At 62.1% G+C, this 23950-nt stretch carries 20 protein-coding genes; 11 read left to right on the top strand and 9 right to left on the bottom strand.

From position 1 onward, the window contains the following. Window positions 1–14: 14 nt before the first annotated feature. Window positions 15–635, bottom strand: a complete 621-nt coding sequence (locus FXN63_RS04580) for a hypothetical protein (protein WP_148813260.1) — start codon at window positions 633–635, stop codon at window positions 15–17. 16 nt (window positions 636–651) lie between these two features. Further along, on the bottom strand, window positions 652–1122 hold the full coding sequence (locus FXN63_RS04585) for a hypothetical protein (RefSeq protein ID WP_187395102.1): 471 nt from the start codon (window positions 1120–1122) through the stop codon (window positions 652–654). A 190-nt stretch (window positions 1123–1312) separates the two neighbouring features. Between FXN63_RS04585 and FXN63_RS04590 the strand changes: the two genes are divergently transcribed. The 4 genes from FXN63_RS04590 (at window position 1313) to mdeB (ending at window position 7491) form a co-directional block, all read left to right on the top strand. Beyond that, window positions 1313–2194 (top strand): phytanoyl-CoA dioxygenase family protein, encoded by an 882-nt coding sequence (locus FXN63_RS04590; protein WP_148813262.1) that lies wholly within the window; start codon window positions 1313–1315, stop codon window positions 2192–2194. 107 nt (window positions 2195–2301) lie between these two features. Then, entirely contained in the window at window positions 2302–3651 is a 1350-nt protein-coding gene (locus FXN63_RS04595) for an NAD(P)H-dependent oxidoreductase (RefSeq protein ID WP_148813264.1), read from the top strand. A gap of 129 nt (window positions 3652–3780) precedes the next feature. Continuing rightward, the gene (locus tag FXN63_RS04600; protein ID WP_187395103.1) at window positions 3781–4659 is read left to right on the top strand and encodes an NAD(P)-dependent oxidoreductase; all 879 of its coding nucleotides are present in this window, start codon (window positions 3781–3783) and stop codon (window positions 4657–4659) included. Window positions 4660–4800: 141 nt separating this feature from the next. Beyond that, window positions 4801–7491 carry an alpha-ketoglutarate dehydrogenase gene (gene mdeB / locus FXN63_RS04605; protein WP_148813268.1) on the top strand — a complete coding sequence of 897 codons (2691 nt, stop codon included), beginning with the start codon at window positions 4801–4803 and terminating at the stop codon, window positions 7489–7491. Window positions 7492–7613: 122 nt separating this feature from the next. On the opposite strand, the gene FXN63_RS04610 is transcribed toward mdeB, so the two are convergent. The 5 genes from FXN63_RS04610 to FXN63_RS04630 all read right to left on the bottom strand — a co-directional run bounded on the left by FXN63_RS04610 (window position 7614) and on the right by FXN63_RS04630 (window position 12986). Further along, window positions 7614–8831 (bottom strand): iron-containing alcohol dehydrogenase, encoded by a 1218-nt coding sequence (locus tag FXN63_RS04610; protein ID WP_187395104.1) that lies wholly within the window; start codon window positions 8829–8831, stop codon window positions 7614–7616. Between the two features lie 210 nt (window positions 8832–9041). Further along, complete coding sequence (locus FXN63_RS04615) at window positions 9042–9836, bottom strand: FadR/GntR family transcriptional regulator (RefSeq protein WP_222864002.1); 795 nt, start codon at window positions 9834–9836, stop codon at window positions 9042–9044. Further along, window positions 9833–10657: an SDR family NAD(P)-dependent oxidoreductase gene (locus FXN63_RS04620; RefSeq protein WP_148813274.1), complete on the bottom strand. Its 825-nt coding sequence runs from the start codon at window positions 10655–10657 to the stop codon at window positions 9833–9835. Before FXN63_RS04620 ends, FXN63_RS04615 begins: the two co-directional genes overlap by 4 nt. Beyond that, on the bottom strand, window positions 10654–11835 hold the full coding sequence (locus FXN63_RS04625; protein WP_148813276.1) for an acyl-CoA dehydrogenase family protein: 1182 nt from the start codon (window positions 11833–11835) through the stop codon (window positions 10654–10656). Before FXN63_RS04625 ends, FXN63_RS04620 begins: the two co-directional genes overlap by 4 nt. Window positions 11836–11924: 89 nt before the next feature. Further along, complete coding sequence (locus FXN63_RS04630; RefSeq protein ID WP_148813278.1) at window positions 11925–12986, bottom strand: phosphotransferase family protein; 1062 nt, start codon at window positions 12984–12986, stop codon at window positions 11925–11927. Window positions 12987–13429: 443 nt separating this feature from the next. Here FXN63_RS04630 and FXN63_RS04635 point away from each other — a divergent pair, with 443 nt between their 5' ends. Next, on the top strand, window positions 13430–14944 hold the full coding sequence (locus FXN63_RS04635) for an ATPase domain-containing protein (RefSeq protein WP_148813279.1): 1515 nt from the start codon (window positions 13430–13432) through the stop codon (window positions 14942–14944). A 1-nt stretch (window position 14945) separates the two neighbouring features. Then, on the top strand, window positions 14946–16616 hold the full coding sequence (locus FXN63_RS04640) for a response regulator (protein WP_246165031.1): 1671 nt from the start codon (window positions 14946–14948) through the stop codon (window positions 16614–16616). An 84-nt stretch (window positions 16617–16700) separates the two neighbouring features. On the opposite strand, the gene FXN63_RS04645 is transcribed toward FXN63_RS04640, so the two are convergent. Then, complete coding sequence (locus tag FXN63_RS04645; RefSeq protein WP_148813284.1) at window positions 16701–17090, bottom strand: DUF3597 domain-containing protein; 390 nt, start codon at window positions 17088–17090, stop codon at window positions 16701–16703. 253 nt (window positions 17091–17343) lie between these two features. Between FXN63_RS04645 and FXN63_RS04650 the strand changes: the two genes are divergently transcribed. After that, window positions 17344–17718, top strand: a complete 375-nt coding sequence (locus tag FXN63_RS04650; RefSeq protein WP_148813285.1) for a diacylglycerol kinase — start codon at window positions 17344–17346, stop codon at window positions 17716–17718. 81 nt (window positions 17719–17799) lie between these two features. Here the strand turns inward: FXN63_RS04650 and FXN63_RS04655 are convergent, their stop codons facing one another. After that, window positions 17800–18579, bottom strand: coding sequence for an SDR family oxidoreductase (locus tag FXN63_RS04655; RefSeq protein WP_148813287.1), 780 nt, complete (start codon window positions 18577–18579; stop codon window positions 17800–17802). Window positions 18580–18790: 211 nt separating this feature from the next. On the opposite strand from FXN63_RS04655, the gene FXN63_RS04660 reads away from it, so the two are divergent. The 4 genes from FXN63_RS04660 to FXN63_RS04675 all read left to right on the top strand — a co-directional run bounded on the left by FXN63_RS04660 (window position 18791) and on the right by FXN63_RS04675 (window position 23826). Beyond that, window positions 18791–19486: a response regulator transcription factor gene (locus FXN63_RS04660; protein WP_148813289.1), complete on the top strand. Its 696-nt coding sequence runs from the start codon at window positions 18791–18793 to the stop codon at window positions 19484–19486. Next, window positions 19483–20880 (top strand): sensor histidine kinase, encoded by a 1398-nt coding sequence (locus tag FXN63_RS04665; RefSeq protein ID WP_246165032.1) that lies wholly within the window; start codon window positions 19483–19485, stop codon window positions 20878–20880. The genes FXN63_RS04660 and FXN63_RS04665 overlap by 4 nt, the downstream gene beginning before the upstream one ends. A gap of 124 nt (window positions 20881–21004) precedes the next feature. Further along, entirely contained in the window at window positions 21005–22990 is a 1986-nt protein-coding gene (locus tag FXN63_RS04670) for an LTA synthase family protein (protein ID WP_148813291.1), read from the top strand. Next, window positions 22987–23826, top strand: coding sequence for a phosphatase PAP2 family protein (locus FXN63_RS04675; protein ID WP_148813293.1), 840 nt, complete (start codon window positions 22987–22989; stop codon window positions 23824–23826). The genes FXN63_RS04670 and FXN63_RS04675 overlap by 4 nt, the downstream gene beginning before the upstream one ends. Window positions 23827–23950 lie beyond the last annotated feature (124 nt).

Raw genomic sequence — 23950 nt, forward strand, 5'->3', positions numbered from 1 at the left:
GCTTGATCGTGCATTTAGCGCGTACCCGGTGCCGGTGGCATCGGAGCGGGCTGCATGCTCGGTGCCGGCATGCCGCCGTAGGGGACGGCACCACCCGGACGACCGTCATAGCTGCGCGGCGGGGGAGCCGGGGGCGGCATCTGGGGTTGCATCTGGGGCTGCATCTGCGACGGCATCGGCGGCTGAACCTGCTGCGGCATCGGCCGCGGCGGCACGGGCATTGGCGCGGCGGCAGGTTGCTGCGGCACGCCAACTTCGCGCTGCACGTATTCACGCAGAATGCCGCCACCTTCCACACTGCCACTCACACGGCCCGTACCATCCAGGCGTGCCACGCAGGCATCGCGGTCGCTCATGGGCAGCACGCGGCAGCGTTCCAGCGCGTTCTGGCGATACGAAGCTGCGCTCCGGTCATCCAGTCGCCCGGCCTTCGCTTCACCTTGCGCTGCACCCGCTTCGCGCAAGCAGGTCTGACGATCCTGATGCGATTGGCCAGACAGGCAAGCTTCGCGTTCCATGCGATAACGCGTGGCCGCGTCATCAGACGCGCGGGAAGTCTGGGCGTGTGCGCCCGCCATCACACCAGCGCTGCACAAGGCCAATGCCGTCAGACGCAACAGATTCTTTTTACGCATGAAAAGCTCCTGGTATTTATTTGGACGGGGCAACCGGCACAGCGGTCGTGGGCGTGTTGCCGGTACCCGGTGCGGACGGCGTGCCCACCTCGGTCTGGCGGTATTCACGGATGATGCCGCCGCTTTCGGCGCTGCCGCTGCTGGTGCCGCTGTTCAGGCGACCCATGCAGGCAGCTTGATCGCTGGCCGGCAAGGCCTTGCAGCGGTCGGTGGCGTTCTGATCAAAAGCACCTGCACCGGTCAAATTTCCGGCCTTTGCTTCGCCCTGTGCAGCACCCACTTCTTTCAAACACGTGGCACGGTCCTGATTGGACTGGCCACTTTCACAACGCGCACGCTCGGATTGCGCCGTCGAGGTGGCAGACGTGTCGGCGGCAAATGCCGACATGCTCATCAGTGCGCCAGCGGCCACCAGTGCCAGCCGAGTGGTCAAAGACGTGGTGGCTTGTGAGGTGAATTGCGAAGTGGGATGCATATTGGGGTGCATATCGAATTCCTTAGTCGCCCGAGTCAGGCAGGTGATTGCGGATGGGTGAATTTTCATCTGTCCGCACAAACTGTGCCGCATGGGCCTAGTAGAACTCCTATAGGACCGATTTCCTGTCTGTCCTAGTATCTGTATACAGAGTACGGAATTCGGAATATCCGTGCCCGCCCCCAAAATACGGAGATATCGCATGCGACTCACCCCTGAACAGCTTGAACAGTTCGATCGTGACGGTTATCTGTTTTTCCCCGGCCTGTTTTCCAAGGAAGAAACGCAGACGCTGAGCGATGCGGTGCCCGACTTGTACAGTCGCCGCGAGGCTTACAACATCCGTGAAAAAGGCTCGGATGCGGTACGCACCAATTTTGCCGCCCACCTGATCAGCGAGCCGTTTGCCAAGTTGGCGCGGCACCCGCGCATGGTCGAGCCGGTGCAGGACTTGTTCGGGGGCGAGGACCTGTACATGCACCAGTTCAAGATCAATGGCAAGAAAGCCTTCGATGGTGACGTCTGGCAATGGCACCAGGATTACGGCACCTGGCTGAACGACGACGCCATGCCCACCGAGCGCGCCATGAACGTCGCGATCTTCCTGGACGATGTGATCGAGTTCAACGGCCCGCTGATGTTCATTCCGGGCAGTCACAAGAAAGGCGTGGTCGATGCCAAGCACGACCTGACCACCACCAGCTACCCGCTGTGGACCGTTGATAACGCACTGATCGCGCAACTGGTCGATCGTGCGGGCGGCAAGAACGGCGGCATCGTGGCACCCAAGGGGCCAGCCGGGTCGATGATCCTGTTCCATTCCTGCCTGGTGCATGCGTCCAGCAGCAACCTGTCGCCGTTCGACCGGGTCAGCGTCTACCTGAGTCTGTGCACGCTCGGCAATCACATCCGTCGTTTCAAGCGCCCGGAATTCATTGCGCACCGCGACTTCACGCCGATCTCGTGTCTGCCCGACGACTGTCTGAGCAAACCCTATCCAGTGGACCTGCCCTGGAAGGACGGATTGCCGGCCAGCGCACTGGAAACGTCGACGGACCTGATCGACGAAGCCAAGGCCGCTTGAGCGGATGGCAGACCTTCGGCAGTACGTGCCGAGGGTCTGCCCCCGCTCTGCCACGACAACAACATTTCATCGACACGCCAAGCACTACGCCCACGGACACCCCACGCATGAATCTTCACCGCAAACTCCAGCAACGCGCCGCTGACAACAATCCAATCCGGGTTGGCCTGATCGGCGCAGGCAAGTTCGGCTCCATGTATCTGGCGCAGATTCCGCGCACGCCCGGCGTGCAGCTGGTCGCCGTTGCCGATCTGTCCCCGGACGCCGCGCGCAGCAACCTGGCGCGGGTGGGCTGGGACCCGGCGCAAACCCGTGCCACCTCGCTCGATGACGCGATCAAGACAGGTGGCACGCACATCACCGACAACTGGGAATCGCTGGTCACGCACCCGCAGATCGATGTGATCGTGGAATGTACCGGCCACCCGATTGCTGCGGTCGATCACTGTCTGGCGGCGTTCTCCAATGGCAAACATGTGGTCAATGTCACGGTCGAGGCCGATGCATTCTGCGGCCCGCTGCTGGCGCGCAAGGCCGAAGAAGCGGGCGTGGTGTATTCACTGGCATTCGGTGATCAACCTGCGTTGATCTGCGATCTGGTGGACTGGGCGCGCACTTGCGGCTTCCCGGTGGTGGCCGCCGGGCGTGGCCACAAATGGCTGCCGCACTACAGCCAGTCCACCCCGGAAACTGTGTGGGGCTATTACGGCCTGACGCCCGAACAGGCCACCCGCGGCGGGCTGAATCCGAAGATGTTCAACAGCTTCCTGGATGGCTCCAAGCCTTCCATCGAATGCAGTGCGGTGGCCAATGCCACCGGCCTGGAGGTGCCCAGCAACGGACTGCTATACCCGCCTGCCAGTGTGGAAGACATTCCCTTCGTCACCCGCCCGATCAGCGAGGGCGGTGTGCTGGAAAAGAAGGGCATGGTCGAAGTCGTGTCTTCCCTGGAAGCCGATGGCCGCAAGATCCCCTACGACATCCGCATGGGTGTGTGGGTAACGGTCGAGGCCGAGACCGATTACATCAAGAATTGCTTCGAGGAATACAACGCCCATACCGATCCCAGCGGCCGGTATTTCACGCTGTACAAACGCTGGCATCTGATCGGCCTGGAAGTTGGTGTGTCCGTCGCCAGCGTGGCCTTGCGCGGTGAACCCACCGGCGTCGCCACCTGCTGGAATGCCGACGTAGTGGCCACGGCCAAGCGCGATCTGAAACCCGGCGACATGTTGGACGGCGAGGGCGGTTATACCGTCTGGGGCAAGGTGCTGCCTGCGAAGAAGTCCGTGGCACTGGGCGGCGTGCCGCTTGGCCTGGCGCACAGCGTGAAGGTGATTCGTCCGGTCAAGCAAGGTGCCAGTGTCACCTGGGACGACGTGGCGATGGACACCACCACGCATGCCTATAAGATTCGCAAGGAACTGGAACAGCGGTTCGGCCAACAGGCCGGCTGAAAACGTGCGTCTTCATGCGGCTCACCGACGTCGTTCCAGACGTCGGTGAGCCGCATGTTTTTTCCATCTTTGACGCTGCCCACCGGGCAAGCGTGCGACATCTTCTACCGGCCAGACCGGACAGCAGGAATGAACATCATGAATATCACCGTCCTTGGCACAGGCCTGATGGGCTACCCCATTGCACGACGCCTGTGCGAAGCCGGCCATACCCTGGTCGTATGGAATCGCAGCCGCGACAAGGCCGAGCGCCTGCTGGCCTTCGGCGCGACCGTGGCCGACACCCCGGCCGATGCAGTGAAAGACGCCGATCTGGTCATCGGCATGCTTGAGAATGGCGCAGCGGTCGAGGCCGTGCTGTTCGGCCAGGGCGTGGCCGAGGCACTGAAGCCGGGCACCCTGGTGGTCGACATGGCGTCGATCAAGCCCCGAGAGGCGCGCGACCATGCAGCACGTCTGCAAGCCCTGGGCGTGGCCCACGTGGATGCACCCGTGTCCGGCGGCACGGTCGGTGCCGAGCAGGGCACCTTGGCCATCATGGCAGGTGGCGAGGCCGAAGACTTTGCGCGTGCGCTGCCCGTGCTTCAGTTGCTGGGACGTGCCACCCACGTTGGCCCGCACGGTGCCGGCCAGCTTGCCAAGCTGGCCAACCAGCTTATCGTCAGCGTGACTATCGGCGCGGTGGCCGAGGCGTTATTGTTTGCAGGCAAGGGCGGTGCGGACATGGCCAAGGTGCGCGAAGCGATCGGCGGCGGGTTTGCCGAAAGTCGCGTGCTTCAGCTACACGGAGGCCGGATGGTGGAACGTGATTTCACCAAGCGTGCGGCGATGTCGGTACAGTTGAAAGACATGCGCAATGTGATGGATACGGCGCGCGAACTGGGCTTCGAGGCACCGGTCTCGACGCTGTTCGAGCAATTGTTCGAACAGGCGGTCGATAACGGTCTGGCTGATCTCGATCACTCTGCCCTGTTCGTCGAACTGGCCCGTCGCAACGGCATGGAATAAGCGTGGGTCGCATGCGTGATTGAAGGCCGCTGGCACCAACACGCTGCGCCGACAATGACGCGTGCAATGAACACGCGCATCCATCTGACGACTGCGGGTCCGTGCCCGCAGCAGACTTCAAGACGAAGTGAGGAGACGAGCATGAGTGACGATTCGATCCAGGCCCATTTGCGGGGCGTTGACGAAGACCCCGAAGAAACTGCCGAGTGGCGCGAGGCCTTTGCCAGCGTACTCGAGCAAGCCGGCCCGGCCCGTGCTCGTTACCTGCTCGACCAACTATCGCATCTGGCGCGTACGCCCGCCGTGGGCTGGGAGCCGCCGCGCGGCACGCCCTACGTCAACAGCATTCCAATCGAACGTCAGCCGGTGTACCCGGGTGACCTGGCCATCGAAGAACGGCTGGCATCGATCATCCGCTGGAACGCGTTGGCGATGGTGGTACGCGCCAATAAAGCTTACGGCGAACTGGGCGGCCACATCGCCAGCTACGCCAGTGCGGCCGACTTGTTCGAAGTCGGCTTCAACCATTTCTTCCGCGCGCGCCGTGACGGCTTTGGCGGTGACTTGGTGTTCTACCAGGCCCACTCGGCACCCGGCGTCTACGCCCGTGCGTTCCTGGACGGCCGCCTGAGCGAAACCGATCTGGGGCACTACCGCCAGGAAATCACGGCTGCTGGCAAAGGTGTGCAGGGACTCAGCAGTTATCCACACCCGTGGTTGATGCCAGATTTCTGGCAATTCCCCACCGGGTCGATGGGCATCGGCCCGATCAGCTCCATTTACCAGGCGCGCTTCATGCGCTACCTGAAGCATCGCGGTCTGCTCGATACCCACGGCCGCAAGGTGTGGGGCGTGTTCGGCGACGGCGAGATGGACGAGCCGGAAAGCATGAGCGCACTGACGCTCGCCGCACGCGAAGGTCTGGACAATCTGATCTGGGTGGTCAACTGCAACCTGCAGCGGCTGGATGGCCCGGTGCGCAGCAATGGTCGCATCATCGACGAACTGGAAGCGTTGTTCTCGGGGGCCGGTTGGCATGTGATCAAGCTGGTCTGGGGCTCTGACTGGGACGGCCTGTTCGCGCGTGACAAGGAAGGCGTGATCGCCCAGACGTTTGCCAACACCGTCGATGGTCAGTTCCAGACCTTTGCGGCCAAGGACGGCCGCTACAACCGTGAACATTTCTTCGGCCAGAACCCGGCGTTGGCAGCGCTTGCGCAAGGGCTGACCGACGAGCAGATCGACCGCCTGAAGCGCGGTGGCCACGACTTGGTGAAGATTCACGCGGCCTATCACGAAGCAGCCAATGCCTTGGGCCGCCCGGTGGTGATTCTGGCGCAGACCAAGAAGGGTTATGGCATGGGTGAAGCGGGCCAGGGCCGCATGACCACCCATCAGCAGAAGAAACTGGAACGCGAAGATTTGATCGCCTTCCGCAATCGTTTCAACCTGCCCTTGTCCGACGAGCAGGCCGAAAGCCTGGCCTTCCTGCGCCCGGACGACGACAGTCCCGAGATGCAATACCTGCATGCTCGCCGTGCCGCACTGGGCGGACACATGCCCAGCCGTGCTGTAAGTGCGCCGGCCGTGCGCGTGCCCGAGGCTGCACGTTATGCCGAGTTCGCACTGCGCGCTGACGGCAAGGAAATGAGCACCACCATGGCCTTTGTGCGCATGCTGGGCAACCTGCTGAAAGACCAGGAACTCGGGCCGCGCGTGGTGCCCATCGTGGCCGATGAAGCACGCACCTTTGGCATGGCCAACCTTTTCCGCCAAGTGGGCATCTACTCGCGCGTGGGGCAGATGTACGAACCCGAAGACATCGGTTCCGTGCTCAGCTACCGCGAGGCACAGGACGGGCAGATTCTGGAAGAAGGCATCAGCGAAGCTGGTGCGGTCAGCTCGTGGGTGTCGGCTGCCACCAGCTATTCGGTGCACGGCGTGGCCATGCTGCCGTTCTACATCTACTACTCGATGTTCGGTTTCCAGCGCATCGGTGACTTGATCTGGGCAGCAGCTGACCAACGTGCACGCGGTTTCCTGCTGGGCGCGACGGCGGGCCGCACCACATTGGGCGGCGAAGGCCTGCAGCACCAGGACGGCCACAGCGTATTGATGGCTGCTGCGGTCCCGAACTGCCGCACCTACGACCCGGCCTTTGCCGGGGAATTTGCGGTGATCCTGGATCACGGCATGCGCCAGATGCTGGAGCATCAGGAAGACGTTTTCTACTACGTCACCCTGATGAACGAGAACTACGCACAGCCCAGCTTGCCCGAAGGTGTCGAGTCAGACATCGTCAAAGGCATGTATCGCTACGCGGCCGCCGATGGCACTGCGTCCGTGCGCCTGGTGGGGTCGGGCACGATCCTGCGCGAAGTGATTGCTGCGGCTGAATTGCTGAAGTCGGACTGGGGCGTGAACAGCGAAATCTGGAGCGCCACCAGCTTCAGCGAACTGGAACGTGAAGCCCGCGAGGTGCAGCGCTGGAATCGTCTGCACCCGGAGGCACCGGAGTCTCGCACCAGTCATGTCGAGCATTGCCTGGCAGGCGACCTGCCGGTGGTCGCTGCCAGCGACTATCTGCGTGCATGGCCGCAGTTGATTGCACCGTATCTGTCGGCGCGGTTCACCGCCCTGGGCACAGATGGTTTTGGTCGCAGTGATACCCGCGTGGCTTTGCGCAGCTTCTTTGAGGTGGATCGCTATCACGTGGTGTTGGCTGCCCTGGATGCAATGGCCGATCGCGGTGAAATCGACCGGGCAAAATGCGCAGAGGCAATCCGCAAGTATGGGATCGACCCCGAAGCTGGCGTGCCCTGGCGGGCTTGATCGGGGAGGGCGGACACCATGATGATGGTGTCCGCATCATGAAAAAAGCCGCGTTCGAATCCGAACGCGGCTTTTGTGTTTTCTCAGGCAGTTTTCTTCAGGCAGTTTTTTTCTTCAGACAATCACCAAGCCGCGTCGAGAATCTCGCGAACCTGCTCGGGATCGGTGATCGGACGCACGTTGGCACGCAGCGCCGGGTTGCTCATCACATTGATGCTGACTGCCTCGAAACCGCTGGTGTCGGGCAGCAGATGGCGCAGGCGCGTGGGCAAGCCCAGGGCGCTGACCAGCTTGCGCACCACCTTCGATGCACGCCGGGTGGGTTTGCCCATGGCCTTGGAAATCAGCGCGTGGCGCTCTGGGCAGGCTTCTTCATTGAAGGCCATCAGTGCCGGCAACAGCGCCGCGTCACCCACGCCATGCGCAAGCCCCAAGGCGGCACCCAGCACGTGGCTGACGCTTTGATTCACGCCAATGTCGTGGCGGTTGATGCCCGAGGTGGCAAGCCAGGCACCCAGCTGGCTGTCCAGGCGTTTGCCCAGATCGTCAGGGGTGGTGCGATTGACGGGCAGTGAGTCGGCCAGCAGGCTGAGCGCATGCAGGCAGCTGGCATCGATCATCGGGTTGCGGTTGGGCGCGCAGATCGCATCGACGGCACGTTCAACCGCCCGTACACCCGTGGACAACCACAGACGCGCGGGGGTGTGCACGGTCATTTCAGGATCGAGCACCACGGTGTCCGGGCAGATGTGCCCGCCGCCATAAAAATGCTTCTGGCCGGTGGCGGTATCCGTACAACCGGCAAGTTCATGGAACTCGGCGGCCGACAGACCTGTTGGCACAGCAATCTGTCGCAGCGGGTGCTCAGGCAGCGCGGGAACAATTCGTTTTCCCTGCTTGGACACACGCACCGTCCAGCTGTCGAACTGATCGGTATGGGTGATATCCGTTGCCATGCACATCAGGGCAACCTTCACGGTGTCGATGACCGACCCGCCGCCCACGCTGATGACCAGATCGGCCTCGATTTCCCGCAGCATTTCTGCCAGGGACAAGGCCGCTTCACGTGGGGTGTGCGCCGGGCAATCGGCAAACAGGCCAACCATGCGGTAATCGATCTGCTGCGTGGCAGTATGCACAGCGCCCACGCGCAGCATGCTGCGGTTGGCCACCACCACAATACGACGCGCATTGCGACGCGCGGTTTCTTCGGCCAGCACCTTTGCTGCCGGCTGACCGAAGTAGACATTTGCTACCGCTGGGTAGCGGTACATGCCTGTGATCGGAGGCGCAGGAGGCGTGACGGGGGCATCGCCGATGACAGATTCTTCGGTTGTCATATCGCTCTGCATTCCTGGCCCCTCCCGTGGCACCGCAGCCAGAAAAATCCCGGCCAAAGAAGGAGTGTAAAGCGGCTAACACGGCTTGGTAGCTGGATTTTTCGCGTTTGCCGCCCAATGAGACAAAAGCATGCGCTGCAAACATGAAGACATCGTTAAATCATGTCTTCGTGTTGGGTTTTGGGTCGTCGGCAGTACGTAGAAATACGTTCATGCCGAGCGTGGCGCAAGCAGATCGCGGTCGACCAGGGCATGAATATCCAGGTCGGCCAGCTCATAGCCGCGCCGAAAATCCACGATGTGTTTGTCCATCCAGATGCGCGCCTGCTGCATATCCCGATTGCGGATGGATTGAACAATATGCGTGTGGGCGGACAACAGCCGTTCACGCGCGTTGAGCCGGTCCATGACTTGATAAAAAGCCGGATAAAACAGATGGCTGAGCGGTTCACGTGACAACAGCAGGGCAGGGTTGTGGGCGGCAACCGCCACCAGGTGATGAAACTCGATATCCAGTTCGGTCAGGCTCTCGCGGTTGGTCAGCGAACGCTGTGTCCGCGCCAGGTTGTCTTCCAGCGCCGCAATTTCCTGCTCGGTGGCCCGCTCGGTCGCCAGCGCCGCCGCAACGGGCTCCAGGGCGGCGATGGTTTCCCACAGGTTCAGGAAAGTGACATCGTGCAGCAGCATAGCCCGGCTGACCTGGGCCGCCGTGTCGGCATGACGCGGCCGGCTGGCAAACAGTTTCTTGCCACCTTCGCGCCGCACCAGGCCGTTCTGTTCCAAGGAGCGTATGCCCTCGCGCACGGTCGAACGGTTCACCCCGAACTGCGCCGCCAGCGCAGTCTCGGCGGGCAGCACGTCCCCCGTTTTCAGGGAACCCTGCAGAATCAGGCGTTCGATGGCATCGGCTACCAGCTTGTAGGCCGGGGTGGGGTTGCCGTGGTCCGGCAAGCCGTTTGCAGACAAGCGGGTGTCGTCGATGTCGATGGCAACGGCAAGCGTCATCGTGCCGTCCATCCACCATCAACCACCAGGCTATGACCCGTCACATAAGCCGACGCGGCCGAGGCCAGGTAGACCGCTGCGCCAACCATGTCTTCGGCACGGCCGAAACGACCCAGTGGGGTCTGGTCCAGCAGGCGTTGTGACAACTCGGCGTGGTCACGCAGGCCGGCAGTCAGATCGGTCTCGAAGAAGGCGGGTGCAATGCTGTTCACGCGTACGCCATTGGCCGCCCAGTCCAGGGCCAGCGCGCGCGTGGCCAGTTCGACCCCGCCCTTGGCCGCGCAATAAGGCAGGGATTTGAGCAAGCCCACGTGGCCGGCCACCGAACTGACATTGATGATGCTGCCGCCCCCGCCTTGCGCGACCATCGCGCTGCCAATGTGACGGCAGCACAGGAACACACCGGTCAGATTGGTGTCGATGATGGTTGCCCAGTCTTGGGTCGTGGTCTTTTCCGGGCGGCGATAGATCGCGTTGACTCCGGCGTTGTTGACCAGCACGTCAATGCGTTCGTGACGTTCGCGAACCGCAGCCAGCAAGGCGACGACATCTTCTTCTTTGGACACATCCACGGTCTGCCACCAGGCCTTGGCACCGTCGGCGATCAGTTCTTCCGTGGCGGCTTCCAGGGTGGCCTGTGTGCGTCCGCACAAGACCACTTCGGCACCAAAACCGGCCAGGCCGGCGGCAATGGCTTTGCCCAAGCCGCGCCCTGCGCCGGTGACGACGGCAACCTTGCCGCTCAGGTCGAACAGGGCTTGTGTGCGTTCGCGCAGGCCAGCCGATACGGTGTTGGCGGTGTTATTCACGGAAGCAGTCATTTTTGCTGTCCCCGGGCCAGACGATTGGCGATGCTCCAGCGGTGCACTTCCGACGGACCGTCGTAGATGCGGAAAGGTCGCACGTCGCGGAAGATGCGTTCGACCACCGTGTCGCCAGTGGTGCCGAATCCGCCCAGTACCTGCATGCTGCGATCCACCACGCGCCAGATGGCTTCCGAGCAGATCACCTTGGCCACGCTCGATTCATGGCGCCCCTTGTGGCCCTGGTCGAGCACCCAGGCGGTGTGGGCGATCACCAGACGGGAGGTGTGGATATCCATCTCGTTGTCGGCCAGCTGGAAACCGGTGCCTTCGTGTTCGATCAGCGGTTTGCCGAAGGCATGGCGGCGGCTGGCGTAATCCACGGCGATGTCGTGCGCGCGGCGTGCGGCACCCAGCCAGCGCATGCAGTGGGTCAGCCGGGCTGGCGCAAGTCTTACCTGCGCATATCGGAAGCCTTCGCCTTCTGCGCCCAATACGTCTTCGTCAGGCACAAACACATCGGTGAACGAGACTTCGCAGTGGCCGCCGGGGAAGCTCTGGTCCAGGGTATCGAGCGTGCGATCGACCGAAATCCCTGCCGTGTCCATGTCCGCCAGGAACATGGTGGCGCGCGGTTTGCCTTCGGGCGAATTGACATCACGCGCCATGATGATCGTGAAGGATGCGCCTTGCGCGCCGGTGATCAACCACTTTTCGCCATTGATGCGATAGCCGCCATCGACCTTGCGATAGGTGGTGGCGAGCATGCCCGGGTCAGACCCGGAACCCGGGCGCGGTTCGGTCATCGCAAAGCAAGACCGGGTTTCGCCACGCGACAGCGGCCCCAGCCAGCGATGCTTCTGACGCTCGTCGGCAACCTGCTCCATCAGGTGCATGTTGCCCTCGTCGGGGGCGGCGATATTGAGCGCAAGCGGTCCCAGCAAGGAATAGCCGGCTGCTTCGAACACCACCGCTTTGCCCCGGTGATCCAGGCCCAGGCCGCCCCATTCGCGCGGCATGTGCGGCGCGAACAGACCAGCAGCCAAGGCTCGCTGGTTCAATTCACGGCGAAGTTCGTCCGAGGGGCCATGTGGACCCTGGCGCGGATCGCGTTCACGCGGGATCAGTTCGTCGCGGACGAAGGCCTCGACGCGGGCTTTCAGGTCGGTCAGTTCGTCCGACAGGGAGAAATCCATGGTGTGGGTCCTGGTGGCTGGAAGGTTGGAGGCTGAAACTGGGTGTAGATATGACTGGCTCAGAAGTACCGATCTCAGAAACACCGATCTCAGAAGTACCGGTCATCGGCGACATCGCCGGCAAATTCGAGAATGCCGTCGGCCAGTGCACCGAAACCGGCGTACTGCGGCGGGGTGGCAGGATCGCGCAGCGCGCGTTGATGCAGTTGCTGGAAGATCACCGCAAGCTTCAGAAGTGCCAGCACACGGTGGAAACGGAATTCGCTCAGGTTGCGGCCGGTGCGCGCGGCATAACGGGCGACAGCCTCTCGCCGGCTCGGGAACCCATAGTTGGCGGTGGGCATTTGTGCAAGCTGATGCATGGCGGGTGGGTCGCCGGCTTCTGTCCAGTAACTCAGCAGGGTGGCCAGGTCGAACAAGGGGTCGCCAAGCGTGCCTTGGTCCCAATCGACCACGGCGACAGCGGCCAGCGTCTGCGGATCGAGAATCAGGTTGTCGAGTTTGATGTCGTTGTGCAGCAGCGTGGCGTCGCCACGTGGTACCGGCCGGGCACGCAGCCACGTGACTACCTTGTGCGCGGCAGGAGAAAGCCCATTGGGTGCGCAGGCTTCGGCGCGCGCAATCCAGCCGTCCAGCGCGCGTTGCAGAAAGCCATCGGGCCGGCCCAATTCAGACAAGTCGACGGAGGCCGGGTCCACCGCGTGGATGTCGGCCAAGGTGTCGATCAGGACTTCACCCAGATATTCTCCTGCACCCTGGCGCGAATCCAGTTCCGGCGGCCGGTCGCCGGTCATGACGATGCCCGGTCGATACTCAACCAGGATGAACGGCCTGCCGCAGACCGTTTCGTCTTCGCACAGATGCAAACCGCGCGGCGCGACGGGCAGCGCGCGCCACAGTCGGCTGAGGATGCGATATTCCCGGCGCATGTCGTGCGCGCCTTTGGGCAGGGGGCCGGCTGGCGGGGCGCGCAGCACCGCAGGGCCGGTAGCCAGCTGCACCAGGAAATTCAGGTTGGCCAGCCCGCCCTGGAATTGCCGTGGTGGTGTCGCGGGATCAAGTTGCAGACCTTGGCTGGCAAGGTAGGCAGCAATTTTCAGCCATGGCAGGTGAGCCGTGTCTGCAGGCGCGCGAAAGCGTGGGCCTGTCATGGCTTCTGGCCCGGATGATAAGGAAGCTGAACTATCTTGCGTTGCCATCATCGCCAACCACCTGATTATTGTCCGACAATAATTTTAGGAAGGCAGGGTGGCTTGGTCAACGGAACTACGGGTAATGCCTAGATCAATATGACATTAGAACGAGATCACGATGTTTTCCGTCATGCTGACCAACACCGTTCATCGTTGACTTATTGTCCGACTTTACCAAGTTCCCCTTGCGCTTGAAAAATCTGGCGAACACGCCATATTTCATCTCAGGCACGCTATGTGCTGACGAATCACTTTTGCTTACGGTCTAGTTAAAAATTTTCTTGGCGCTGACCGCCAGCACGTCGTTCTTATCCCATTCTTACCCTGCGTTTACCTTGTTACCTGCGTGCGCTGCGCAGGACGTCGTCCGCCCTATTGCCTCTTTGGCAGGAAGTTCTCCGATGAAAAAACCTGTCCCCCTCAATCTGCCTACACAACTGCGGGCGTCTACTGGCATTGCGGGCCTGGACGACGTGATGGGCGGCGGTTTTCCTGCGCACCATCTTTACCTGATCGAAGGTGAGCCAGGCGCTGGCAAGACCACGCTGGGTATCCAGTTTCTACTGGAAGGGGTGGCGCGTGGCGAAAGCGGTTTGTATGTCACTTTGTCGGAGACGGGTGACGAACTACGTACGGTCGCGGCATCTCATGGCTGGACCTTGGACGGTCTGAAGATATTTGAATTGTTGTCGGTCGAGGGCCTGAGCCCCGATGCCGAGCAATCCATTTTGCATCCCTCGGAAGTTGAACTGGGCGAAACCACGCGCGGCGTCATGGCCGAGGTTGAAAAGAGCCGTCCTACACGGGTGGTGTTCGACAGTCTGTCCGAGATGCGCTTGCTGGCCCAGGACCCCTTGCGTTATCGCCGCCAGATATTGGCGCTGAAGCATTTCTTTGCCACTCGTGGCTGTACGGTGCTGATGCTGGACGACAAGTCTGCTCGCGAGGGCGACCTGCAATTGCACAGCATCGCCCACGGCGTGCTCAGCCTCAGCCAGACCCTGGGCGAATATGGCGAAGACAAACGCTTCTTGCGCGTGGCCAAACTGCGTGGTGTGAAGTTTCGCGGTGGCGAACACGACTTCAGGCTCGACACCGGCGGCATCTCGGTATTCCCGCGCCTGGTGGCTGCCGAGCACCATGTCCGTTTCAGCCCCGCTGCGGCCAGTACCGGCAATGCCGGATTGGACGCGATGCTGGGCGGCGGCCTGACCTACGGCAGCAACACCTTGTTTGCCGGCCCCTCGGGGGTGGGAAAGACCACGACCGCCATGGCATGCCTGGCCGCAGCCTTGGCGCGGGGCGAGAAGGTGTCGTACTACCTGTTCGATGAGGGCGTCGGCACCTTGCTTACGCGCTGCGACGCGCTTGGCATCGACATCCGCTCCTATCTGGACAATAGTCAATTCGATCTGGTGTCGCTGGACCCTGCACAGGTCTCGGCAGGTGAATTCGCCAACATGGTTCGGGAAGCGGTGGAAGAGCGCGGCGTGTCGGTATTGGGTATCGACAGCCTGAATGCCTACCTGCAGGCCATGCCGGGCGGCAAGTTCTTGATGCTGCAAATGCATGAACTGCTTACCTATCTGAACCAGCGTGGCATTGCGACCATTCTGGTGCTGGGTCAGCACGGCCTGTTCGGCGATGGGCGCAGCGATATCGATGTCAGCTACCTCAGCGACGCCATCCTGTCGTTCCGTTACTTCGAAGCTCGGGGTAGTCTGCTGAAAGCGCTATCCGTGGTCAAAAGCCGCACCAGTCGTCATGAGCTGACGATTCGTGAATTCCGGCTGGGTGCCGACGGCGTTGACGTTGGCGACGCGCTGACGGATTTCGAAGGCGTGATGAACGGGGTGGCCACCTACCGTGGCCATCAGCCCCTGCTGAGCGATGGACCTGCCATCGCGAAGGCCTGACGTGACCGAGCGACGGGTACTTGTCCACGCGCCGCGTGGACGCGATGCAGAGGTCGTACAAAGTGTGCTGGCCGGGCGCAACATTGCCGTTCACATCTGTCTGTCACAACAACAGTTGCTGGATGCCCTGAACGAAGGGGCGGCTGCCGCCATCGTGACCGAGGAAGCGTTTTCCGTCAGTCCCGACAGTCCGCTCGATCGCTGGTTGACGCAGCAGCCCAGCTGGTCTGACTTTCCCTTCATCGTCTTGGCTACCCGCCAGACCACACGCCGAACCGGTAGCGCCCGTGCATCCTTGCACGCCCTGGGCAATGTGGTGCTGCTGGAACGCCCGGTCAATGCCGAAACCCTGGCCAGTGCGGCGGACGCCGCAGTGCGTGCGCGCAATCGGCAATATGCCACCCGGCAACATCTGGAAGAACTGGATGAAACGCGGGCGACTGTCGAAAAGCTCAACCGCGAACTGGAAGACCGCATCGAAGCCCGCACGCGAGAACTGGCCGGTGCCAACGACCGCCTGATGACGGAAATTTCCGAGCGTGGACGTGCGCAGGCAGCACTGGTGCACGCGCAGAAAATGGAAGCCATCGGCCGCCTGACGGGGGGCATTGCGCATGATTTCAACAACCTGCTGCACGTCGTCAGCATGAACCTGGATCTGCTTGGCCGGCTGGCGCTCGACAGCAAACCGGCTGCGTTGGCCGCACGTGCACGCCGGGCGGTGGATCGTGGCTCCAAGCTGACCGGGCAACTGCTGTCGTTCGCACGTGCCCAGCCATTGCGGCCACGTCTGGTGGACGTGAACGCCTTGCTGTTCGGCATGCAGGAACTGGTGGCTATTTCAGTCGGTTCGTCTGTGCAGCTCAAGCTGGCCTTGAATGGTGAACAGGCGTGGGCGCAAATCGATGCCAACCAGCTGGAAATGGCGGTGCTCAACCTGGCGGTCAACGCCAAGGATGCAATGAACGGCGTGGGCACGCTGACTTTGTCGGTTGCCTTGCGTGAGGATCTTGGCGACGACTTGCCGCCCGGCACCTATGTCGTGGTGTCGGTCGCCGACGAGGGGCGTGGCATTCCCGCGTCCTTGTTGCCCAAGGTGTTCGATCCCTTCTTCACCACCAAGCCGGTAGGCAGTGGCACGGGTCTGGGGCTGAGTCAGGTGTACGGGTTTGCGCAGCAATCGGGCGGTGTTGCCCGTATTGAAAGCGAGATCGATCGTGGCACCGTGGTCGAGATCTGCTTCCCCGCGGCCGATGCCGGGTCGGCAAGCACCCATGCGCCAATCGACACCACGGTCGATTCAGTGGGTTATCGACGCATTCTGGTCGTTGAAGACGATGCGGACGTGCGACGCGTGATTGTCGACAGCCTGAGTTTTGCTGGCCACACGGTAACGTCTGCAGCAGACGGCCCCACAGGACTGGCCGCGCTGGAGCGTACGGCCCCTGATCTGCTGATTGTCGATTACGCCATGCGTGGCATGAACGGCGCGGAAGTCATCAAGCACGCGCGCGAGATTTTCCCGGACCTGCCCGTGATCCTGGCAACGGGTTACGCAGATATGGTCGAAGTGGGGCGGGTATTGGGTGCCAAGTCGATTCTGGTCAAACCCTTCGACGTGGAAACCTTGCTGCAGGCGGTGGTGATGGCCACGCATCAGACCACGCACTGAGGCGGATACCTGCTTGATGAAGCAAGGCGGCGTCAGCCCGACCGCCGCCTTGTGTAGACCGGCTCTAAAGATCAATCCCGCAGATCAATCCTTCAGATCGTCAGGGATCTTGCCGCCGTTGGCAGCCAGCTTCTGCATCACTTGTTTGTGCAGCCAGATATTCATGGCAGCCGAATCGTCGGTGCTGCCGCTGTAGTGCAGTTCACTTGCCAGTTCCTTGCGGGCGGCCAGGCTGCTGTCCAGGCCGAGCAGCTTCAACAGATCCACGATCGACGTGCGCCAGTTCAGTTTTTCAGCATGCTGGCTGGCCATGCCATTGAGCACCGCCTCGACATCGACCTGGGGAATGGCTGCAGGAGCCGGAGCCGCCACATTGGGCCGCTCGGTGGCGATGGGGCCGGAAGATCCCTGGGCGGGCGTCTCGGCGTGGCTGGACGGGAAGATCTTGCTGAGGATTTTCGAGAAGATGCTCATAGGTGCTCCTGAGGATGGTGCAAGCGCGCGAAGGCGGGCTGCGGTCAAAGGGGGCGTGTAAGTGATCTTGCAAGCAGGCTTGTGCAAGTCCTATGCCTGTTGCCAATGCAGCGTAACCTGCCTGGTGTGGTCGCGCTGTCACAGCGGCCTTGGCAAAAACCAGAATTTCACGAAAATTCGACGCCTTGATCACGCGCTTTTGACACGCCCTGGAATAAGCTAGGCGACTTGTTCAATTGTTTCGGGATATGTCATGTCCAGCGTTCCACCGGTAGCCCGCGGCGTCGGGCGTATCTGGCATGCAGGCGGTTATTCGCTGTCCGGACTGCGCACCGCATGGAAGGAAGCTGCCTTCCGGCAGGAAATCCTGCTTGCCGCCGTCTTGCTGCCCCTGTCGTTCGTGATCGGCCAGACCTGGCTGGAAACCGCCATGCTGGCCGCCGTGGTCATGCTGGTGTTGATCGTTGAAGTGTTGAATTCGGCGATCGAGGCGGCCATCGACCGCATCGGGCCTGAATGGCACGACCTGTCTCGCCAGGCCAAAGACATGGGCAGCGCAGCAGTGCTGCTCAGCTTACTGCTGTGCGCAGGGGTCTGGGTGGGGGCGCTGGTACACCGGTTCTGGTGACAACGCCTGGGTCGGACGGCACCGGTGAACAACAGGTACCTGTCCTTGGATGTACTGGTTGACCTTAGCCGTATGGCCCGATCAGAAGGTGCCGGGGTAAGCACCGCCGTCCAGCAGCACGTTCTGGCCTGTCATGAAACCGGCTTGTGCACTGCACAGGAATGCGCAGGTATCGCCGAATTCCGCAGGGTCACCAAAGCGGCCGGCTGGATTGGCCGCCGCGCGTTCGGCAAGCGCCGCTTCAACGGTTTGCTGGTTTTGCGCAGCCCAGTGATTTGCGGTCTGGCGCAGACGATCAGTGTCGAAGGGGCCGGGCAACAGGTTGTTGATGGTGACGTTGTGCGCCACGGTCTTGCGCGCCAGACCGGCGACAAAACCGGTCAGCCCCGAGCGCGCGCCGTTGGACAGGCCAAGAATGTCGATCGGTGCCTTGACCGCCCCCGAGGTGATGTTGACGATGCGTCCGAAACGGCGCTCGATCATGCCGTCGACCACGGCGCGAATCAGTGCAATCGGCGTCAGCATGTTGGCGTCCAGGGCCGCAATCCATGCATCGCGATCCCAGTCGCGGAAGTCGCCCGGTTTCGGGCCGCCTGCATTGGTGATCAGAATGTCGGGGTTGGGGCAGGCGGCGAGTACTGCAGCCTGACCTTCCGCGTTGGTGACGTCGGCAGCAATGGTCTGGACCGTGACGCCGGTGGCCTGGCGAATTTCATCGGCGGTGGCTTCCAACGCGTCCGCACCCCGTGCGATCAGCGTCAGATGTACCCCTTCGCGCGCCAACGAAAACGCGCATGCGCGGCCCAGTCCTTTGCTTGATGCGCAGACCAGTGCGTGGCGTCCCTTGATTCCCAGATTCATGTTTGCTCCTTGGTTGAACGTGTAGCAGGCAGTGTTGCGTGTGCGTGGTGACCACGCGCTGCTTGCGAAAATGCAGCGATGTTACGCAGACCATGATCATGCCAGTTTGGTTGCGTCTGATTTCTGGTTCCCCCCTTGCGCGACACTCCGCAGCATTCAGTTCTAAGATTGAACGTCACGCCTCAGCGCAAGCCTATCCGTCGAGCCCACCGTGTCCCAGCTTCCGCCTTGCCGCCTGCTGATCGTCGAAGACGATGCCACCATTGTCAGCAACCTGTTCGCCTGGTTCGAAGCCAAAGGCTATGTCGTGGACGCTGCCTACGACGGGCGTTCGGCACTGCATCGGCTGAGCACCGACAGCTTTGATGTGATCGTGCTCGACATCGGCCTGCCCGGGGTCGATGGCATGACCGTGCTGCACCGACTGCGCACTGAGCTGGGCTTGGCCACGCCGGTCTTGCTGCTGACCGCGCGCGACACCTTGGCAGACAAACTGGACGGATTCTCGCGCGGTGCAGACGACTTCGTGACCAAGCCGTTCGCGCTGGCAGAAGTCGAGGCGCGGGTGGCGGCCTTGCGCAAGCGCGCAAGCGGGGCGGTGGGCAATGCGGTCAAGCAGGTGGGCACGCTCAGTTTCGATACGCGGCAGCGCGAATTGCGTGTGGCTGGTCAACTGGTGCGTCTGACACCGAAGTCTGTGCAATTGCTGGAAGTGATGCTGCGTGATCCGGGCCGGGTGGTGGCGCGCACCGAGCTTGAACATGCGCTGTGGGGAACCGACATCCCCGAGCGCGATGCCTTGCGCAGCCAGTTGCACTTGCTGCGCAAAGCCCTGGCCGATGCGGGTTTCGATGGCATAGAAACGGTTCACGGTGTGGGGGTGCGCATGCGGGTGGACGCATCGTGAATGGCGCGGTCGATGTCGAAGCTGGTCGGCCTGCACCCGTTTCGCTGGTGAAGAAAAAAAACGGCTCTTTGCGTCAGCGTGTCATCTGGGCACTGACAGGTGCCGTGGCCTTGTTTGTGGCCTTGCTGGCGGTGTTGGCCTACCAGGTGCTGGATCAGCAGGAAGACGAGTTGGCCGATGCGCTGGTCTTGCTGGAAACCCAGCGGCTGATGACACGGATCGAGCAAGGCGAATTGACGGTGCCGCAGCCTGCGCCGGTGGAACTGAGCCGTGGCCTGCAAGCCTGGGTGGTGGCATCTTCCGACGCACTGCCACCGGCCTTGCGCAGCTTGCAGCCCGGGCCGCACGAGGTGCACCCGGATGGCCTGGTCTGGCACGTGGTCATCGCGCCCGTGGCGGGCGGCACGCTGGCCGTGGCCTTCGATGCAACCGCCAACGAAGAACGGGTCTACACCTTTGGTGCGGCCTTGCTGGCGTTGTGGGCCTTGTGCACGCTGGCGGGCTACGGCGTGTCGCGCGCCTTGGCGCGTGTGGTGGTGGGGCCGATGCATGAAGTGGCGGTGCGCATTGCCAGCTGGGCACCCGGCGAACCCGGCATCGACATCGATCGTGACGATGAAACCGGCCGGCTGGTGGAAGCCTTCAATCGGGTGCAGGATCGGGTCGACCGATCGATTGCGCGCGAGCGCGAATTCGCTGCCAACTTGAGCCACGAGGTGCGCACGCCATTGACGGCCATCCGCACCGATGCGGAACTGTTGCTGCTCGACACGAGTCGTTCCGCTGCCGATCAGGCGCGTCTGCATCGCATCATGCGCACGGTGGACGACATTGTGCAGACCATTGCGTCCACGCATGCGATCAGCGGGGCGATGTCGGGTACGCAGGAATCGGTAAACCTGGCCAATTGCCTGGACGATGCCTGTGACGGCCTGCATGAACGGGCGCAGGCCACTGGCTTGTCTATCGTCAACCGTGTCGATCCGCAGGCGCAGTGGACGCTTGATCGGTATGCCTTGCTGACGGTGGCGCGCAACCTGATCCGCAATGCCTGTGACCATGCGGCACCGGCGACGCTTTGCATCGACCTGCTGCCGGACGGCCTGCGGTTTTCCGATGACGGCCCTGGCATTGCAGCAGACGATCTGCCCTGGGTGTTCGACCGCTTTTATCGTGGGCGTTTAAGTGATACACCCAGCGGTAAAAGCAGCGATACACCCAGTGCAGCACCCGCGCAGACCGACCCGATGCAAACCCGGGGATTGGGTCTGGCGATCGTCAAGCGGGTATGTGACGTGCAGGGCTGGGCGCTTGCCGTAACGTCCGATACGTCCGATACGCGTGCGCGGGAAACCGTCTTCACGCTGCGTTTTCAGACCGAACTTTCTGGCTGATTTTTTGCTGATTTTGCCGCCGAATTTTTACCCCGAATTTCACAAAAATTCGACATCCGTCTGACAGGCTTTCGACACCGCACTCCGTAGTCTGGGCACCCTTGTCCATGCTTTCGGAGACGCCATGTCGCGCGTTCTGCCTTCTGTCCCGCACGCGGTCAGCGCTGCCGCCCCACATGCGGTATCGCGTGCCAATTTCCTTGGTCTGCCCACGATCCAGGGACGCGCGTCGCTGGCGCTGCTGGTGTGGCAGATCACTTTCGTGTGTGCGTTCGCCGCCCGCGTATTGCTGTCGGCACTGAGCCTGTCGCAAGACCTGATCGGCGCAAGCATGTTGCCGCGCATCTTCATCAGCGGTGCGCTGATGGATGCAATCACTGGCCTGTATCTGGTGCTGCCGTTTGCCGTCTACCTGTGGCTGGCACCGCGTCGCCTCTACCAGTCGCGCGTCGGGCGCGCGATGGTCTTTGCGGGCATCGCGCTGACCATCGGCACCAGCCTCTACCTGATCGCATCCGAATATTTCTTCTTCGATGAATTCAACGCCCGCTTCAACTACGTGGCAGTCGAATATCTGATCTACCCGACAGAAGTCCTGACCAACATCCGCGACTCCTACCCGGTCTACAAGGTCTTGAGTGCTGCGGTTGCCATGAGCCTGAGCCTGACCTGGGTGCTGCGTGCTCGCATCCGCGCCGCGTTTGCTGAATCCAGCAGCTATGGCAGCCGGACCTTGGTGATGGGAGGCGTGGCACTGGTGACGGCCGCGACACTTGCTGGTGTCAATCTGCAAACCGTGCAGCGCGGCCACGAGCGTGTGGCCAATGAACTGGCCGCCAACGGCATCTACGCGTTCTTCAGCGCAGCGCGCAATGCGCACATCGACTACGAGGCCTACTACGCCACCTTGTCGACGCAGGAAGCCGCTACGCGTGTTCGCCACCTGCTGGGCCAGAACAATACGCAACCCTCGGGTGGGGACAACCCGTTTGCGCGCCATGTGGATAACCGCGATCTGGGGCCGGTGCGCAAGATGAATGTGATCGTGTTGCTGCAGGAGTCGATGGGCTCGGAATTTGTCGGCAGCCTGGGTGGACGTGGCCTGACCCCGAACATCGACCGTATTGCTGCACAAGGCATGAGCTTCACGCACTTGTACGCAAGCGGCACCCGCACCGTGCGCGGCATGGAAGCGGTCACCACCAGCCTGGCACCGGTGCCGCCGGAGTCCGTGGTGAAACGTACCAATAACGAAGGTCTGTTCAACCTGGCCAGCATTGCCAAACAGGCAGGTTATGCCCCCACCTTCATCTACGGCGGCTACGGCACCTTCGACAACATGAACGCCTTCTTCGGCGGCAACGGCTGGAAAGTGGTGGATCGCACCGACATGCCCAGCGCCAAGTTTGCCAACATTTGGGGCATTGCCGACGAAGCTTTGATGGACAACGCGCTGGATGTCTTCGACAAGCAGGTAGCGCGTGGTGAACAGGTGTTTTCCGTGGTGATGAGCACGTCCAACCACAAGCCGTTCACCTTCCCCGCAGGCATTCCCGGCGTGGCGGAAAAGGGCGGTGGCCGCGATGCTGGCGTGCGTTATGCAGACTACGCCATCGGCCATTTCTTCGACAAACTGCAAACCCGACCCTGGGCGAAAGACACCATGCTGGTGATCGTGGCCGATCACGGTGCGCGGGTGTACGGCCGTGCCGAAGTGCCGGTATCGACCTATGAAATTCCCCTGGTGATCCACGCCCCGGCCTACATCCAACCGCAGCGCATCGACACCCTTGCCAGCCAGATCGATGTGGGGCCGACCATTCTGGGCTTGCTGCATCTGTCGTATGACTCGCGCCTGCCAGGCCGTGACATTCTGCGCATGAAACCCGAAGACGGTTATGCGGTGTTCAACCACAACCGCGACAGCGCGATGATGCGTGGAGACCGGGTTGCCACGCTGGGTTTCGGCAAGACCATGCAGACGGAAATCTACGATCCGGTCAGCAAACAACTGCGTCCGGCGCCGCACGACCCGCAGCTTGAGTCCGATGCCCAGGCCTTGTTCCAGACTTCGCAACAGATGTTCGTGTCGGGCTTGCAGAAAGAATGAATCGATCGTCCGAAAACACGTGGCATGGGGATGCGCGGGTGCGTGCGGTCGTCCGCATGCCGGTGGGCCATGTGGCTGTACCAGGCCCGCTCGGCCACCCCGCCGTAAGCCGGGCACGCGCGGCCTGGATCTATCTGCTGGTGAACGTGTGGATGGTGCCGCTGGCGCTGTCTGCACTGGCCTTGCTCATGCATCGTTCAGGCTGGGATATGCAGGTAGCGCAAGGGTTCTTTGATGAAGCCCTGCACAGTTTTCCGTGGCGTGATGCGGTGTGGCTGGAAGTGATCGGCCACCACCTGCTGAAGTTCGTGCCGATTGGCGTCTGCCTGGTGGCGCTAGGGCTGGCACTGGGCAGCTATGTGTTTCCCCGGTGGCGTCCCTGGCGGCAAGCCGCGTGGGCCCTGGCAGCGTCGCTGGCCATTGGCCCGGCGGTGGTGACGCAGCTGAAATCGATGACGGTGGCGCACTGTCCCTGGGACTTGCGCGAGTTTGGCGGCTACGCCAGTTTTGCGGCGGATTACGCCAGTTCCTGGTGGGCACCGTCGCGGGCAGAAGCAGGGCGCTGCCTGCCCAGCGGGCATGCGGGGGCAGGCTTCTGTCTGCTGGCCTTGTACTTCTTTGCTTGGGCTGTGGGCAGTCGTCGTTTGCGCTGGGCAGGCCTGGCGGTGGGCGTGACTGCGGGGCTGTTGTTCGGCTTCATACGGGTGGTGCAGGGGGCGCATTTTCCGAGTCATGTGATGTGGTCGGCGGTGGTGTGCTGGTTGGCGGCTGCGCTGGTCTATCTGCCCGTGATCGTGGGCAGGGACGTCAGCCCCCACGCACAACCCTACGCGTAACCCCACGCACAAGCCCACGCATAAGGTCATAGAAAATCCATCGTTCCTGCGGCATGCGCTTTCTTCTAAGTTGATCGGCTAATCGCGCGACCGTGGGCGTTGCGCATACTGCGATCAAGAGGGG

Source organism: Pigmentiphaga aceris (genome assembly GCF_008119665.1).
GTDB classification, from domain to species: Bacteria; Pseudomonadota; Gammaproteobacteria; order Burkholderiales; family Burkholderiaceae_B; genus Pigmentiphaga; species Pigmentiphaga aceris.

Excerpts from the sequence above, each read along its gene's own strand:
- FXN63_RS04580 (WP_148813260.1), bottom strand. The coding sequence starts at position 635 with ATGCGTAAAAAGAATCTGTTGCGTCTGACGGCATTGGCCTTGTGCAGC.
- FXN63_RS04585 (WP_187395102.1), bottom strand. The coding sequence starts at position 1,122 with ATGCACCCCAATATGCATCCCACTTCGCAATTCACCTCACAAGCCACC.
- FXN63_RS04590 (WP_148813262.1), top strand. The coding sequence starts at position 1,313 with ATGCGACTCACCCCTGAACAGCTTGAACAGTTCGATCGTGACGGTTAT.
- FXN63_RS04595 (WP_148813264.1), top strand. The coding sequence starts at position 2,302 with ATGAATCTTCACCGCAAACTCCAGCAACGCGCCGCTGACAACAATCCA.
- FXN63_RS04600 (WP_187395103.1), top strand. The coding sequence starts at position 3,781 with ATGAACATCATGAATATCACCGTCCTTGGCACAGGCCTGATGGGCTAC.
- mdeB (WP_148813268.1), top strand. The coding sequence starts at position 4,801 with ATGAGTGACGATTCGATCCAGGCCCATTTGCGGGGCGTTGACGAAGAC.
- FXN63_RS04610 (WP_187395104.1), bottom strand. The coding sequence starts at position 8,831 with ATGACAACCGAAGAATCTGTCATCGGCGATGCCCCCGTCACGCCTCCT.
- FXN63_RS04615 (WP_222864002.1), bottom strand. The coding sequence starts at position 9,836 with ATGACGCTTGCCGTTGCCATCGACATCGACGACACCCGCTTGTCTGCA.
- FXN63_RS04620 (WP_148813274.1), bottom strand. The coding sequence starts at position 10,657 with ATGACTGCTTCCGTGAATAACACCGCCAACACCGTATCGGCTGGCCTG.
- FXN63_RS04625 (WP_148813276.1), bottom strand. The coding sequence starts at position 11,835 with ATGGATTTCTCCCTGTCGGACGAACTGACCGACCTGAAAGCCCGCGTC.
- FXN63_RS04630 (WP_148813278.1), bottom strand. The coding sequence starts at position 12,986 with ATGACAGGCCCACGCTTTCGCGCGCCTGCAGACACGGCTCACCTGCCA.
- FXN63_RS04635 (WP_148813279.1), top strand. The coding sequence starts at position 13,430 with ATGAAAAAACCTGTCCCCCTCAATCTGCCTACACAACTGCGGGCGTCT.
- FXN63_RS04645 (WP_148813284.1), bottom strand. The coding sequence starts at position 17,090 with ATGAGCATCTTCTCGAAAATCCTCAGCAAGATCTTCCCGTCCAGCCAC.
- FXN63_RS04650 (WP_148813285.1), top strand. The coding sequence starts at position 17,344 with ATGTCCAGCGTTCCACCGGTAGCCCGCGGCGTCGGGCGTATCTGGCAT.
- FXN63_RS04655 (WP_148813287.1), bottom strand. The coding sequence starts at position 18,579 with ATGAATCTGGGAATCAAGGGACGCCACGCACTGGTCTGCGCATCAAGC.
- FXN63_RS04670 (WP_148813291.1), top strand. The coding sequence starts at position 21,005 with ATGTCGCGCGTTCTGCCTTCTGTCCCGCACGCGGTCAGCGCTGCCGCC.
- FXN63_RS04675 (WP_148813293.1), top strand. The coding sequence starts at position 22,987 with ATGAATCGATCGTCCGAAAACACGTGGCATGGGGATGCGCGGGTGCGT.